We start from the raw sequence: 15193 nt of genomic DNA on the forward strand, positions 1-15193 counted from the left end.
TGGCAGCTTTTTCTAACTATTTTTGCAAATATTGACGAATACGGTTTTTGGTCCCAGCAAAATACCAGGTGCCGGTTTGTTCGTCACTTTGAAGCTCTATGTCATCTTGCGGAGATTCTAAAGCTTGATTAAAAATTTGTTCATATTCAGGAATAGTTAATTTTTGGCGGCGAGCAATCATTTTTTGATCTGCATTTTTATGTAGATTCTTGTCATAGCCCTCAACTATTCGTCCTGAATAAAACTCACCCATTGCCCCTGAACCATAAGAAAATAAACCGATCTTTGCCTTCGCGGGCAATTTAGCATTTTCCAGTAAACTCAAAAGGCTTAAATATAAAGAAGCAGTGTAAATATTACCGACTTCCTTGCCATAACGAGCTGCAGCAGTAAAATTCTCTGTCAATCGCTTTTTAGTCTTTTCATCCTGATCGGCAACAGCCCACTCATTTGCCTTAAAACCCATTTTCACAAAAGGTAAATGATAAAGTAATGCTGTGAAATCACTAGTTTTTATTCCAGTTTGTCTAAGATAATCCTTGAATGTGTGTTTAAAAAAGTCTAAATACACGTTTTTAGAATATTTACCATCAACTACGGCAACTGCTGAATCATTAGGGCGCCAGAAGTCATTAATATCCTCACTGTATGAGCTGTGTCCCTTATTGATAGCCAAAATTTGGGGATCAGCCTTAATTAGCGTGCTAATGCTGCCAGCTCCTTGTGTCACCTCACCGCCAGTGTTAACGCCATAGCGAGCAATATCAGAGCCAATTACTATTGCACTATGATGGGGATGAAGGCGGACGTAATCCCGAGCGATCATGATGCCTGCAGTCATACCAAAGCACGCTTCTTTTACTTCAAAAGTTCTGACATTTGCCGGTAATTCCAAAGCCGATTTGATGAAAAGCGAAGCTGATTTAGACTGGTCAACACTGCTTTCTGTTCCAACGATTAATAAACCGACTTTTTTACGTTCAATTTGATCTAAATATCTAAGTGTTGCATTAATTCCCATTGATACTGCATCTTGAGTTTGATCAGCCACGCTCATTTTATTTTGTCCAATACCAATCAAAAATTTATTAGGATCTTCATTGCGCGCTTTTGCTAAATCTACCATACCAACGTATTTGTTTGGTGTATAAAAACCAATTTGATCAATTCCGACTTGCATTATTTTCCTCTCTGATTTCTTTTAAAAATTCTTTGGCTGCAGATTGACTGTATTTTTTGCTATTTATAATTTTTTGAAATACTACTTTTTTCTCGGCAGTAGTAGCATCTAAAACTGCCACAATATTTCTGGCTTGCAGTTTCATGTGTCCTGCTTGTATTCCCTTGGTAGAAATTGCCAGTAGTGCTGCTAAATTATTGGCTAAACCAATGGCAGCAATAATATTAGCTAATTGTTCTGCAGTAATTTTTTCGCCCAAAATACGGTAATTTTGCCTAACATCTTTTCTGGTATTAATTGAGCCGCCCACAGTTCCAATTGGCAAGGGAATGCTGAGTTTTCCGACAAGATTTTCATTTTCAAGCTGCCATTTGCTGAGACTGGCGTAGGTGCCTTTTTTACTTGCAAAAACACCACAAGCTGCCTCTACTGCGCGAGTATCGTTTCCAGTTGCCAGTAAAACAGCATCAACTCCATTCATGATCCCTTTGTTATTGGTAACGGCTCTCATTGGATCGTCCTGACCAATTCGACTTAATAAAACAATTTTCCGAGCAGTTTCTGTTCCACCAATTAAATTAACAGGAATTGCAGCCTTGACCGTTGTGATTTGGCTAGGATAATTTGACAAAATGGCAAATAATTTTTGTTTAATGCCAGCAAAATCGTCTAACTCATTTGCCATAAATTCTAAAATAGAATTTACCTTGTTGGCGCCCATCGCCTCCGCGGGATCAACTAATACTTTTATATAAAGCAAATCATTTATTTGCTTAAGTTCTATTTTACGGACTCCACCGCCATGACTTACAAGACTGGCAAAATAGGTATTTGTCTTTTTTATAAGAGCAGGCAATATTTCTTGCAAGTTAGAGACCTCGAAATTTTCAGCCACCTGCATCACAATTTGACCCCAAATACCGTCTCGCTGACTGGTTCCCGTAAAACCACCAGCTTTTGCAACGATACCAGCGCCATTATTAGCCGCAGCAACTACCGAGGCTTCTTCGGTCACCATTGGCACTTGGTAATTTTGACCATTAACCAATAAGTTTTGTACCAAACCTACAGGTAAACGTAATTGACCAATTACATTTTCACTTAATAAATCCAAATCTCGTAAAACCTGGGGATCAATTTCATCCAGTTTAATTCCCTGTTTTTGCAGCATTTCTCGTCTTTTTTCTGGTGCTAACTTATAAAACTTCATTTACAATTTCTCTATTTCATATGCAATTGCTTGTCCGCCACCAATACAAAGAGTTACCAAAGCCTTGTGACCATTGATATGATTCATAATATTGACGGCTGTTCCTACTAAACGGGTTCCGGTAGCAGCAAGAGGATGACCTAGTGCAATTGCTCCACCAAAAATGTTTAGTTTGGCAGGTGGAATTCGGAGTTCTCGAGCTAAGACAACGCTAGGTGCAGCGAAAGCTTCATTAACTTCGATTACATCATAATCATTAATGGTATTGTTTGTTTTTTGTAATAATTTTTCCACTGCAAAATATGGTGCTACACCCATGTATGCCGGATCAGTACCAGATTCAGCAAACGATCCTAACCGTGCCAGAGGGTGCAAATTCAGTTCCTTAACTTTTTCTGCAGTTGCCAAAATAACCATGCTGGCACCATCACTTAAGGGCGAAGAATTGCCAGCTGTAACTAAACCATTTTTCTTAAAAACAGGTTTTAACTGGCTCAGTGCTGCTAAATTAGTATCAGCTCGAATTGTTTCGTCCTGCTGGATCATTTTACCGTCTACTTCTACGCCAATTATTTCATCTTGAAAAAAGTTTTGCTGAACAATTTCAACTGCTTTGCGATGCGAATTTAGACTATATTCATCCATTTCTGCGCGCGTAACCCCATATTTTTCTGCCACATTTTCAGCCGTTAAACCCATATGCTCATGAGAAAAAGCATCAATGAGGCCATTTTGCAGCATTTCACTTTGAAAATGCGGCTTTTCTTTGTCCTCTGTTAAATAAACAGCATTCGACATGCTTTCGGCACCACCAACAGCTACCAGATCAAAGTCGCCCAGTTCCATCTGTCCTTGAGCCAGTCTGAGAGCTTTTAGACTTGAACCACAGACTTCATTAATTGTCACGCTGCTGCTTTTAGGGCTCATACCCGTATTCAAAGCAATTTGCCGCGCCATATTTTGTCCTAAACCAGCACCCAAAACATTACCCATAAATAAGGCGTCTAGTTTTTCAGCAGGCAGATTAATGCTTTTTAACGTTTCTCTTAAGGCTAACTCTCCTAAATCTATTGCATTTTTTTCAGCCCATAACCCATGATAGCGACCAAAAGGGGTTCTTTTAGCTGCAACAATGTATATATCTTTCATTTAACCTATCCCCTAGCTAAAAGTTTCAAGTCGCATGATACAAAAATTTTCTACTCGAAGACAGTAATTAGTCCGACATTAAGAAAAATTTTACATAAAAAAAGAAACCATTAAATGATGGTTCCTTTAATTGCATAATTTATTTGTTATTGTTGATTTTGTTCTTCTAATTTCTTTCCTAAGTCAATTATGTATTTACGCAATGCATCCTTAGTTTCCGGATGTTTTAAGCCATACTCAATTGAGGTTTCCAAGTAACTTTCTTTATTACCGACATCGTGACGGGTTCCCTTAAAGACATGGGCTAAAACGCGTTGCGTTTTATTCATGGTATCAATCGCATCAGTTAATTGAATCTCCCCACCTTTATCTGGTTTTTGCTTAGCCAAAATTGGAAAAATTTCTGGAGTTAAAAGATAACGACCAATAATGGCATAATCACTCGGAGCCTTGTCTACTTCTGGCTTTTCTACAAAAGATTTAACATTTATTAAGCCAGGTGCAATTTCACTATCCGGTTCAATTATGCCATATTTATAAACCTCTTTATGGGGTACCGGCATAACGGCAATTGTTGACGCATTCGTATCGTTATAGCGGTCAATCAATTGCTTGGTTAACGGTTCTTTGTCCATCATCAGGTCATCGCCCAGCATAACAACAAATGGTTCATTCCCAATAAAACTACGTCCACGGGCAATTGCATCCCCCAAACCTGCTGGATAAGGCTGACGAGTATAATAAATATTAATTCCCAGGTGAGTAATTTCTTGCGACATTTTAAGCAGACTAGTCTTACCTTTTTCCTGCAGATTTTGTTCAAGTTCAGGATTGGAGTCAAAATGATCTTCAATCGAGCGCTTATTTTTTCCAGTGACAATCAAAATGTCTTCAATACCAGATTTTTTGGCCTCTTCAACAATAAATTGAATAGTTGGTTTGTCGACAATCGGCAACATTTCCTTGGGCATTGCTTTAGTTACCGGCATAAACCTAGTACCCAGACCAGCTGCAGGAATAATTGCTTTTCTTACTTTCATATTTTTTACGCTTTCTTTAAAATCATAAAACTAATATACCAAAATAAAATTGAATGCGCCAATTTTTAATGACTGCGCTTTCTTTGAATATATTCAGCTAAGCGACCCACTGAATAGTGTACTTCTCCATAATTTAGTGTCACTATTGCAGCATTTACACATGTCCCCAGTAAAAAGAGAATTGAGGAAATATTCAACCACAACATAAAAATAATAAAAGTACCGATAATGCCATAGTTTTCCCAGCTAATACGAAAATGATGCAGATAGAAACTAAAAAGCCAGGAAAGAATGATCCACCCGCATAAAGTAGTAAAAACACCTGGCCAAATAACTTTTTTCTTTAATTTGATGTTAGGTAAAAAGTAATTGACGTAATATAACGAACCCATCATCGTGATTATAATGACAGGATAGCGATAACTAAAAATTTTCTCAATTTCGCCAACAGAAAAGGAGAAAATTGGTCGTAAAAATTCCAGCACCTGCTGACCAAAAATCAAAGTTAAATTAAGTAAGGCAAATACTATAATCATGAGGTTGGTCAACATAATAGTAATAGATCTTGTCCAAACAGTAACCTGCCATTTTTGCTTTAATTCTTGTGCACGAACACCATAAACCCGATTCATACCAATTCTAATAGCATTAACTAACGAAGAAACTGACCATAGAGCCAATATAATACCAAAAGAGATATACCCACTTGATTTTCTTTTCAATAATGAGTTAATTATCGGCATAATAAATTTAGCAATTTTATCTGGAAAAATTAGTTTTAAATAACTGGCAATCGGTTCAGTATTAATATTAAATAACGGCAAAATATTTCCGATAATAATAATTAATGGAAATATTGAAAACAAAACGTAGTAGGCAATCGCAATTGCGCTTGTCAAAACTTCACCTTGAGTAAATTTCAAGGAAACAGTTTTATAAAATAAAAAAGAGCGTTTCCTGATTGCCTCAGCTTTTTTACCCATGCAATTTAGTCATCCATTTCGTCAAAATGTGGTAAGTACTTTTCGTAGCCGTCATATGGCTTTTGCAGCGTTAAAATTTTAGGACCGTCTTTAGTAATTGCAAAAGTATGTTCAAACTGCGCGGATTTTGAGCCATCCGGTGTAGCGTAAAAGACCCAATCATCTTTAGGATCAGAAACGCTTTTTTCTACAATGCGCCAGTCACCACCGGCTTCAACCATTGGTTCACAAGTAATAGTCATTCCTTCACGCAGTCTTAATCCGTGCCCTGCCTTACCCCAATGTGGTACTTCCGGATCTTCGTGAATACTTGGCTGGATGCCATGACCGACTAATTCTTTAACGTCGCCATAGTGATGTTCATCTTCTACAAAATGCTGTATTGCGGCTCCGATGTCTCCAATGCGATTACCTAAAACTGCCTGATCAATACCTAAGTACATGGCTTTTTTAGTTGTATCCATCAAATCTTGATCGGCTTGAGAAATTTCACCTACTGGGTAAGTTGTGCAAGAGTCTGTTTCAAAGCCATTGAGATTGCAAGTCACATCAACCTTAACCAAATCGCCTTCTTTTAAAACTGTGTCTTTACGTGGCGTAGCGTGGGCTATTTGATCATTAACAGAAATACATGTCCCATATTTGTAGCCTTCAAAGCCTTGCTCTGACAACCTGCCACCACGACTTTTGACAAAATCTTGACAAAATTCTTCAATTGACCAAGTGGTAATTCCAGGTTTAATCACGTCTCGCAGGCCCTCAAACATTGATGCTAATAATCGGCCTGAAGCCTGCATACCCTTTAACTCTCTAATGGATTTAATTGTAATCAAATTTAAATTCTCCTCTATTAAATGATGTTTGATTACATTATAGCGTTTTTTAAAAGTTTACTAAAGAATTTCATTAATTACGCAAAATTAGGTATAATGTTTTGATGAATTAGTTTTTGTGAAAGGTATGAATTTAATGAAAGCTAGAATAGTCTATGCAAGTATGACTGGCAACGATGCAGATATGGCAGATATTCTGGAAGAAGATTTGCAGGATTTGGGCTTTGATGTTGAAACAAGCGAAGCTGAATTTACTGACGCCAGTGATTACTTATCAAGTGATTTGTGCATCTTTATTACTTATACCTATGGCGAAGGCACTATGACCGACGACATTGCAGACTTTTATGATCAACTAAAAGATTTAGACTTAAGTGGGAAATATTTTACCGTGATGGGTAGCGGTGACATGATGTATGCCGATCATTTTTGCGAAAATGTTTTTGATTTTGAAAAAATGTTTAAGCAAGTTGGAGCAAAAGAAGTGACAAAACCTGTTACAATTGAAAATGCCCCGAATGATGATGATATAAAAGCAATTGATAATGCAGCTAAGGAAATGGCTGATCTATTAAATGGTTAAGAATAAGAAAACGGATTCACAAAAATTCGACTCAATGTCTGATCCTAAAATTCACCGCTTAGCACAAAATGTAGTCAAAAGACATCGCAATTTATTTGTTTACATGATCTTTGGTTTTATAGCGGCTCTAATCAACACTGTGGTGTTTATGATTTTGCATAAATGGTGGCACAGCATTGTTTTAGTATCAAATACTATTGCATTTATTGTTTCTAACCTCGCCTCTTTTGTATTTAACCAAAAGGCCGTCTTTATCAATAACGTCGATGAGGAACATTCAACTTGGCAAAAGTTGGTCGTCTTTTTCACCTATAGGATTATTAGTCTTATCCCTGACAGTTTGATTATGTTGGTTGGATTGTCCTGGCTTCATTTAGATGCCTTGTTAGTAAAAATTGTTGATCAAATTTTAGTGGGTATTTTTAATTACCTGACTACGAGATCAGTTTTTCAAGCTCAAGAAACTACCATGATTGCACGAGCAAAAGAGAAAATTAAATCACGTAAAGAAAAAAACGATAAATAAAAGCCAAGAAAATTTTTCTTGGCTTTTTGTGTAATAAAATTTAGACGGCTCATTTAAAATCAGCTGGTCTTTCACCCTTATTTTGAGCAAAATAGTAGGCAATAGCATCCATTATTCTTTCTGATGCATAACCATCACCATAAGGGTTCTTGGCATTGGCCATCTGGTCGTAAACTTTTTTATTTTCAAGTAATTCCAACATTGCGTTTCTGACATTATCAACTTGCGTTCCCACTAATTTGAGTGTACCAGCTTTAACACCTTCTGGTCTCTCTGTAGTATCTCTTAAAACTAAAACTGGCTTGTTTAAAGCAGGAGCTTCTTCTTGAACTCCTCCAGAATCTGTCATAATGAAGTAACTTAATTTGGCTAAGTTATGAAAATCAACCACATCTAATGGGGCAATCAAATGAATACGCGAGTCATTACCTAAAATTTCGTTTGCGACTTTTTGCACACTTGGTGATAAATGAACAGGATAAATAATTTCAACATCATCATGGTTGTCTACGACCTGTTTCATTACCTTAAAAACTCGTCTCATAGGTTCACCCTGATTTTCCCGCCTGTGCATGGTCACAAGAATTATCTTGCTTCCGGGTTTAATCAAATCTAAAACCTCATGGTGGTAATCATCTTGAACTGTTTCTTTCAAAGCATCAATAGCTGTATTACCTGTGATAAAAATATTGTCAGAATTGTGGTTTTCTTTAATCAAGTTTTGCTTGCTAACCGCAGTTGGTGCAAAATAAAGATCAGTTAAATCATCAGTCATTTGCCTATTCATCTCTTCAGGAAAAGGTGAGTACTTATTCCATGTTCGCAGTCCCGCCTCGACGTGACCTAAGGTACATTTATTATAAAAGCTGGCCAAACCGGCAGCAAAACTGGTAGTTGTATCTCCATGGACCAAAACAATATCTGGTTTAACTTCTTTTAAGACTTTTGTCATGTCGATTAATACCTTGGCTGTGACGCCCTCCAAAGTTTGGTTTTTCTTCATGATATTAAAGTCATACTCCGGCTTGATTTTAAATATATCAAGAACTTGATCCAACATCTCCCGATGCTGTGCTGTCACCACCGTAACTTCTTCAAATCGATTATCTTTTTTTAGTCTCTGTACCAACGGCGACATCTTTATGGCCTCCGGTCTGGTACCAAAAACCGTCATTACCTTAATTTTGCTCATAAATTCCTCCATTTTATTAATATATTAGTAAATTAGCTGCAAAAAAACAAGCTAATATTATTCAACATCTTTCCCTGAACTGAAACCGGTGAAAAAAATGAATTATAATTTTAGATTATTGTTAATTACAGGCTTACTAATTATCGTAGCCTCTTTTTGCTTTGTCTTTGCTTTTGACAAGAGAAGGACAATCAAATGCAGAAGAATTTTACTTGGAATAGCATTAATCCTATTCATAATAATTATTTTATTAGTTATCCGGATTTTGGAATCGCCTTTATATTAAATATATAGCAGCAATTGCTCTAGATCAGCAATTCAACACATAATTACTTTATAAAAGTGTTTATTCTTTCACTTTATATATTGATTCGCTGTATAATGATTTTGAAAAGAGGTGAATAAATTATGGGTAAGGCGGAAGTCATTAAAAATGTTTGGGTCACTACTCACGGCGATAAATGGGCTGTTAAAATTGCCGGGAGCGACAAAATCTCTAAAACTTTTGACCGAAAAGCTGACGCTTTAGAATATGCAAAAAGTTTGGCACAAAAGGAAAAGACCGAACTAATTAGTCAAAAAAGAAACGGGCGTATTAATCTTAAAAATTCATACGGTCATGACAGTCCCAAAGCTGCAGGCTAATATATCGATACATTGTTATTACTACTATTTTCATATATTTTATCTATTCTGACATTTTAATTAATCTATATTTCTCAAACTAAAATATAAACTTTATTTTATTCATATTTACATAAATAACAAATCTTTCAAATTCTGGTCTGATTATCTTCTTGATAGTCAGACTTTTATTTGTCTGCAATTATTTTTACCCCTAATATATCTGAACTATCAATACTATCTTCTTTTTTGTTACCAACAAATGTGAAGTTTGACTTTGTTGTGTTTTTGATTAAAACATTGGTTACAATAAAAGTTTTAATTGCACCATCTTTAAGTTTAAATGCAACTTTTTGACCTTTTAGGACAAATTTTAATTCACAGTATGGCATTTGATGTATATCCAAAGAAAAATTGGCACTGCCTGGAATTGCATCAACGACTTGAGAGATAAAAACATCATCTTCTGGATCATCAGCCATAAAAATCATTTCAGGTTGGTCATCATCTTCGTCCTCAATTTCATTAACAAAGATTGTTCTTTTAGTACCATCTTTTAATTCAAAAGTTACATTACGAGCCCGAAAATTATCTAAAACTTCGGGCAAAGACATTTTCTGTGGATTCATTTTTAAAAATTCTAATTAAGCTAAAAAAGCCAATCTTGTTTAAAACAGGATAGTTAAGCCGAAAATGATCCTGCTACAAAAAATTAGCAACTGTTTTCTAATAAATTTAAATGCAGTAAAATTTGCATTTTAATTATACCTTATATGACCCCGGTGAGATTCGAACTCACCTCTACGGTTTAGGAGACCATTGTTCTATCCAGATAAACTACAGGGTCGCAATAGATTAACTTTACCAAATTTGAGTGATAAAAGCCAACTTTTTTAGTAATTAATATTGACGAGTAAAATATGGTTTCGGTGCATTAGAATCAGCAATTTTATCTGCCGCAAAAACAAAGGGTGTCCAAATGGCTAAAGCTATCAGCATGTTGACAATTGACAATACGATAGCACGCCAATCATAATTACAGGCTAAAAATGGCCCGATGATTGGTGGCACAACGGCAGGAACTGCTACTTGTACAGGATTAACTAAATTCATCATGCTGACACCGTATGAAAAAGCCACATTGACTAAAGGGGCAACGACAAAGGGAATAAAATAAACGGGATTGAGCACTACAGGCAGACCAAAAACAATTGGTTCATTGATATTAAAAATTCCCGGTGCAAGTGCAACTTTAGCAATTGTTCGGTAGTCACTCCGTTTGGAAAACAGCAATATGGCTACAATCAGCATTAACGTTCCCCCTGCTCCTCCGAACCAAGCAAATGCGTCAAATGATCCGCGAACCCAAATAAAAGGTGCTTCTTTTCCTGCACGAGCAGCTGTGACATTGACATTCTGGGCAGTTAACCAAATTGAATCTAAAATTGGAGCCCAGACACTTAAGCCATTAAAACCAAAAAAGCTGAAAATCTGGACTAATAAGGTAACAAGCATTACCATGCCGAAGCCTTGACCTAATTTTACTAAAGGGGTTTGAATCGAATTGAGCAACCAGTTGCCAAAAAAAGTTCCTGTGATTGTCTGAAAGACAAAATTAATCATACCAACACAAAATATCGCAATAATTGCGGGAATGAGTGAATCAAATGCCATCTGCTCTGCATAAGGCAAATTGGCAGAAAGATGAAGCCTGATTCTAGCTCTAAAACAAAGTGCAAAAATAGCAACACCGATTGAACCAAATAAAATCGCAGTAAAAATGCCAGTAGTTGAAAATTGTGAAATATTAAAAACCTTATGAACAGGAACTACTTTGCCGTTAATTTTAAGTTTAGTTAAATTAGCAATGCTCATGGCCAGAGAAGACAGGGAAACAATTGCTCCAGCAACTGGATCAACTTCCATGCTTTTAGCTAAATGATAGCCCAAAGACATTGACAAAAAGAGAGCAAATAAAGCAAAGGTACCGCGCCAAACCACATTACACACTAGTGAGAGTGGTTGCATTGCCCAAGCAAAAGTTTGCCAGCCTAATTCAGTTTTAGCTGCAGCAATCAGGCTTTTGACCAACACAGCAAGAGAACCGGCAATAGTAATAGGCATTACTGAGACAAATGCATCCCTTAATGCCACAAGCCAGTGAGTTTGCCCTATTTTGTTAGCTACAGGCAAAATATAGTCTTCAAGCCAAGTAACTAATCGACTCATTTTTGCTCCTTTCTCTTCAAATAATGGGGATGATAGCCCTTGTTTTTATTCTTATGCTTTTTATGTTTTTTGCTTGATCCACTAAACTTCTTTTCTTTAGTTGGATCTTGCTTTTTATTCTCCTTTTTACGTGGCATTTTGGTAGTCAAATGAAAGCCGGCAAAATATACACGTTCAATTTTAACACTCTGTTCAAGCAGTTTCCTGAGATCGCGCAGATCATGATCATCACCCAAAGTTACCACAAATCCTTTGGCACCCATGCGACCAGTTCGTCCAGCACGATGCATGTAGGTGTTAACTTCACCAGGAATGTCGTAGTTCACCACATATGTTACCCCTGCAATGTCTAAACCGCGAGCAGCCAAGTCTGTGGCCAGAAGCAATTTGATTTTGCCAACTTTAAAACTATTGAGAGCCGCCTCTCTTTTCTGTTTGCCAAATTCATTAGCTAAAATACCAAATTTAGTCTTAGTATGTGCCAAAATACCGGCAAAACGCATCATTGTTTGGTTTGAATCAAAAAATAGGATACCTTTAAAACCATCAAGGCGCATCAACCGCTGAATAAAATCAACTTTATGCGCATTGTTTATTTGCAAAAAATAATTTTTAACAGTTGTTTTCTGTTCTGGTCGCACATCTATCGTGATAAATTTGCGGGCAAAAATATCTTCTGCCTGTTTGGTTATATCGGATTCCGTAGCACCAAAAAGCAAGATCTGCGCATCAGCTGTCATATTTTGCCCTAAAGAACTTAATAATTCCATTTTATTGAATTCTAAAACGTCATCCGCTTCATCTATTACCAGAGTTCTTATTTGATTAACTTTGATGCGATTAGCGGAAAAGAAATCGAAAAATCTTCCGGGAGTGGCAACGACAATTTCAGGGTGTTTCTTTTTTAAATTATCTTCTTGACGTTTGCGATTTCCTGCTCCAACAAGTGTAATTCCAGTTAAAGCGAGAGCATGAATAAAGGGATTAATGGCATGGCGAATTTGCACCGCTAATTCTGTTGTTGGTGCAATAATAATTAAACTATTGGGTTTGCCTTTTTCTACTTTTTCCAGTGCAGGTAAAGCGTAAGCCAAGGTCTTTCCGGTTCCCGTTTTTGCAAGTGCGATACAACTTGCACCATTTAAAATTGGAGTTTGCGTTTCTTGCTGAATCAAAGTTGGTTCAGCCATTTTTAATTTTGTTAAAACTGCTTGAATTTCTTGTTTCATTATTGTGTTAATTGTCCGTATTTCTCCTTGTACTGGGTAACTGTACCATTATAAGTTAACATAACTACCCCACTTTCCAGATTTCTCACAGACTTTACCCGTCCGTCATTGTTATAGCGCCAAAATGAATATTGCAATTTGTTCGGAGCCTTTTTGCCACCAGTAATGAACTGCACATCATGGGGAAAATACTTTTTATATTTAACCGGGACATCTACCATGACGCGTTTATTTAATCCTTGAAGCATACTAGCAAATTGAGCCATTTGTTTAATATATGCTAAATCATAGTTATCAATAGCTGGTTCTATCCAAATCGGCAAACTACCGGTGTCAGTGCCCACCTTTTTCAAAAAATACTGATAGTGCTGCAATGGCGTTGACTCATTGCTGTAGGCAACAATAGTACCAAAAGCCAGTTTAGTTCCTAATATTTGATCACGATATGACAGATAATCATCGTCGAAGTATGAACGTCCCTGTGTACTTCTCAAATAGACAAATGAAATACCATTAGCCTGTAGTTCATGTAAATCAACATAACCGTAATCCTGGTTTAATTCGACGCCAATTGCGCTTGAATTACCATTTGGCGGCAATGTCGTCTGGTTATGCATATTGGCGATACCAGTGACAAGAAGTCCAATTGCAACAACTAGTAAGATTAGAATTGCAGGTAGCGTAAACTTATGATGAAACCTTTTCATCTTTTTCTCCGTTTATTTTTTCTACACCTGTACATTATAGCAATTTTTCCACTACAGTTGCTAACTACAATCTTAGCAATAAAAAAAGTGATCGACCATAAAGTCGATCACTTAATAAACAAAAATTATTCTTCAACTAAATATACTGGCTTTTGACCATTTAAAACGCGCTTAACATCAGTCATACTGTGTTCAATCATATTCTTGACAGAGGTCTTCGTGTAGTATGCGGAATGCGGTGTAAAGACAACGTTAGGCATTTTTGCTAATTCCTGGTACCCAACTGGCAATTCGGAAATATCTTTAAATTTCTTCATAACAATTGCCTCTTCACCAGTCATCACATCCAATGAAGCACCAGCAATTTCTTTGTTCTTCAATGCATCAATCAAGTCTTGAGTGTTAACCAATGGACCTCTAGCTGCATTAATCAGATATGCGGTGTTTTTCATTTCTTTAAATTGCTTGGCACTAATCATGTTTTCCATTGAAGGCTCAAGAGGCGTATGCAACGTCAAAATGTCTGCGTTTTTAACTACGGTATCAAAATCGGTATATTCCAAAAATGCCTCGTTGGCAGGATTTTCAACCAAGTCATAACCGAGTACTTTGGCTCCTAAAGCATGAAACATTTCTGCAACGCAAGAACCAATACGACCAACACCAATAATACCAACTGTTTGGTTATAGATTTCATCACTCATCAAATCTTCAGACCGAACAAAATTGAGGTGTTCTCTTTCATTATCTAAAATAGGACCCCACTTTCTCAACAAGTACATTGCAGAAGTCAAAGTGTTCTCCGCCACTGCACGTGGAGAATATGCCGGTGTGTTCGTTACAATCATATGATACTTGTGCACAAAATCAAAATTAACAATGTTATACCCAACAGACCTTAAAGCTATTTGCTTAATTCCATATGAGCTCAATTTACGATAGACCTCTTCCTCATCTATATCGAAGACCTGCAAAACGCTGACAACATCATAGCCTTGCGCCATCTCAACAGTCTTAGCATCAAGCTTGTCTTCAGTTGAAACCAAATCATCTTCAGGATGATCTTTATTCCACTTGTCAGCATAAACCTGTTGCTCCGGGGTCATATTGTAAAGTAAAGCTTTCATTATTAATCCTCCTTTTTGGATAAAAAATTTATATCTCTTATTGTATCTAAAATTAGAATAAAATTAAAGATAAATTTTAAAAAATAATAATTAATAATTTAAGCCTAATCATATGAAAGCTAATAAGACCATCAGATTTGCACATTATTTTAAAGTGCTAAATTAAATTTTTTGTTCAATTTGGTTGATATTAACCCGTAAAACCTCTCTTAACCAGGGAAAACGTGCCTGCATTTCAGAGAATTCTGGTCCTTCTGCCAAAAATTTTCCGGTTCCTTTAACATGAAAGCCAGCTCCTGGGCCAGCTGTACCCTCTACTTTTTTTGAACCCATAGTTAATAGGACATGATTATCTTGGGCAAAATCATTCTCAATACTGTGCATTCCCGCTGCAGGGATATAAAGGCAATTATTTGCCTCGTCGACTTTTACATACGACATCCACGTATTTACTACACTAGCAGGGTTAGCATTAATAGTAACAATGGTGACCGGTCCTTCATCATTCATGACATCTAAAAACTTCTGATTCATTTTTGTCCTCCTAAAAAATAAAAGAAGCTGCTTTTCTAGTAGCTTCT

The 15193-nt window shown here is 36.6% G+C and carries 16 protein-coding genes and 1 tRNA gene; 3 read left to right on the top strand and 14 right to left on the bottom strand.

Translation table 11 applies throughout. The features are described 5' to 3' along the window. Nucleotides 1-16 precede the first annotated feature (16 nt). From AAA926_RS03630 to map, 6 genes are all read right to left on the bottom strand, one after another. Nucleotides 17-1180 (bottom strand): hydroxymethylglutaryl-CoA synthase, encoded by a 1164-nt coding sequence (locus AAA926_RS03630; RefSeq protein ID WP_338211878.1) that lies wholly within the window; start codon nucleotides 1178-1180, stop codon nucleotides 17-19. After that, a complete protein-coding gene (locus tag AAA926_RS03635) occupies nucleotides 1164-2390 on the bottom strand; it encodes a hydroxymethylglutaryl-CoA reductase, degradative (RefSeq protein WP_338206634.1) in 1227 nt (408 codons plus the stop codon). The genes AAA926_RS03630 and AAA926_RS03635 overlap by 17 nt, the downstream gene beginning before the upstream one ends. Then, on the bottom strand, nucleotides 2391-3539 hold the full coding sequence (locus AAA926_RS03640; RefSeq protein ID WP_338206635.1) for a thiolase family protein: 1149 nt from the start codon (nucleotides 3537-3539) through the stop codon (nucleotides 2391-2393). It abuts the gene before it with no gap. A gap of 146 nt (nucleotides 3540-3685) precedes the next feature. Beyond that, nucleotides 3686-4579, bottom strand: a complete 894-nt coding sequence (galU, locus tag AAA926_RS03645) for a UTP--glucose-1-phosphate uridylyltransferase GalU (RefSeq protein ID WP_265892798.1) — start codon at nucleotides 4577-4579, stop codon at nucleotides 3686-3688. 65 nt (nucleotides 4580-4644) lie between these two features. After that, nucleotides 4645-5562 carry a YihY/virulence factor BrkB family protein gene (locus tag AAA926_RS03650; protein ID WP_198180880.1) on the bottom strand — a complete coding sequence of 306 codons (918 nt, stop codon included), beginning with the start codon at nucleotides 5560-5562 and terminating at the stop codon, nucleotides 4645-4647. 5 nt (nucleotides 5563-5567) lie between these two features. Beyond that, nucleotides 5568-6395 carry a type I methionyl aminopeptidase gene (gene map / locus AAA926_RS03655; RefSeq protein WP_265892800.1) on the bottom strand — a complete coding sequence of 276 codons (828 nt, stop codon included), beginning with the start codon at nucleotides 6393-6395 and terminating at the stop codon, nucleotides 5568-5570. A 136-nt stretch (nucleotides 6396-6531) separates the two neighbouring features. Here map and AAA926_RS03660 point away from each other — a divergent pair, with 136 nt between their 5' ends. Together AAA926_RS03660 and AAA926_RS03665 are read left to right on the top strand one after the other, a co-directional pair. Next, the gene (locus tag AAA926_RS03660; RefSeq protein WP_338211879.1) at nucleotides 6532-6978 is read left to right on the top strand and encodes a flavodoxin; all 447 of its coding nucleotides are present in this window, start codon (nucleotides 6532-6534) and stop codon (nucleotides 6976-6978) included. Beyond that, on the top strand, nucleotides 6971-7504 hold the full coding sequence (locus tag AAA926_RS03665) for a GtrA family protein (protein ID WP_198180883.1): 534 nt from the start codon (nucleotides 6971-6973) through the stop codon (nucleotides 7502-7504). The genes AAA926_RS03660 and AAA926_RS03665 overlap by 8 nt, the downstream gene beginning before the upstream one ends. A 49-nt stretch (nucleotides 7505-7553) precedes the next feature. Here the strand turns inward: AAA926_RS03665 and wecB are convergent, their stop codons facing one another. Next, nucleotides 7554-8696 (bottom strand): non-hydrolyzing UDP-N-acetylglucosamine 2-epimerase, encoded by a 1143-nt coding sequence (wecB, locus tag AAA926_RS03670; RefSeq protein ID WP_338211880.1) that lies wholly within the window; start codon nucleotides 8694-8696, stop codon nucleotides 7554-7556. Nucleotides 8697-9104: 408 nt separating this feature from the next. On the opposite strand from wecB, the gene AAA926_RS03675 reads away from it, so the two are divergent. Further along, entirely contained in the window at nucleotides 9105-9341 is a 237-nt protein-coding gene (locus AAA926_RS03675) for a DUF2188 domain-containing protein (RefSeq protein ID WP_338211881.1), read from the top strand. A gap of 167 nt (nucleotides 9342-9508) precedes the next feature. Here AAA926_RS03675 and AAA926_RS03680 read toward each other — a convergent pair whose 3' ends face one another. From AAA926_RS03680 to AAA926_RS03710, 7 genes are all read right to left on the bottom strand, one after another. Beyond that, nucleotides 9509-9949 (bottom strand): hypothetical protein, encoded by a 441-nt coding sequence (locus AAA926_RS03680; protein WP_338211882.1) that lies wholly within the window; start codon nucleotides 9947-9949, stop codon nucleotides 9509-9511. A gap of 145 nt (nucleotides 9950-10094) precedes the next feature. Next, nucleotides 10095-10167 (bottom strand) — tRNA-Arg (locus AAA926_RS03685). A 53-nt stretch (nucleotides 10168-10220) separates the two neighbouring features. Further along, complete coding sequence (locus AAA926_RS03690) at nucleotides 10221-11549, bottom strand: PTS sugar transporter subunit IIC (protein ID WP_338211883.1); 1329 nt, start codon at nucleotides 11547-11549, stop codon at nucleotides 10221-10223. After that, entirely contained in the window at nucleotides 11546-12781 is a 1236-nt protein-coding gene (locus AAA926_RS03695; RefSeq protein WP_338211928.1) for a DEAD/DEAH box helicase, read from the bottom strand. The genes AAA926_RS03690 and AAA926_RS03695 overlap by 4 nt, the downstream gene beginning before the upstream one ends. Then, the gene (locus AAA926_RS03700) at nucleotides 12778-13485 is read right to left on the bottom strand and encodes a GH25 family lysozyme (protein ID WP_338211884.1); all 708 of its coding nucleotides are present in this window, start codon (nucleotides 13483-13485) and stop codon (nucleotides 12778-12780) included. The genes AAA926_RS03695 and AAA926_RS03700 overlap by 4 nt, the downstream gene beginning before the upstream one ends. A gap of 125 nt (nucleotides 13486-13610) precedes the next feature. Continuing rightward, nucleotides 13611-14612 carry a D-2-hydroxyacid dehydrogenase gene (locus AAA926_RS03705; protein ID WP_338211885.1) on the bottom strand — a complete coding sequence of 334 codons (1002 nt, stop codon included), beginning with the start codon at nucleotides 14610-14612 and terminating at the stop codon, nucleotides 13611-13613. Nucleotides 14613-14774: 162 nt separating this feature from the next. Continuing rightward, nucleotides 14775-15146 carry a hypothetical protein gene (locus AAA926_RS03710; protein WP_046331814.1) on the bottom strand — a complete coding sequence of 124 codons (372 nt, stop codon included), beginning with the start codon at nucleotides 15144-15146 and terminating at the stop codon, nucleotides 14775-14777. Between the last annotated feature and the right edge of the window lie 47 nt (nucleotides 15147-15193).

The sequence above is a fragment of the Lactobacillus juensis genome, from assembly GCF_036246285.1.
In the GTDB taxonomy this organism is placed as follows: domain Bacteria; phylum Bacillota; class Bacilli; order Lactobacillales; family Lactobacillaceae; genus Lactobacillus; species Lactobacillus juensis.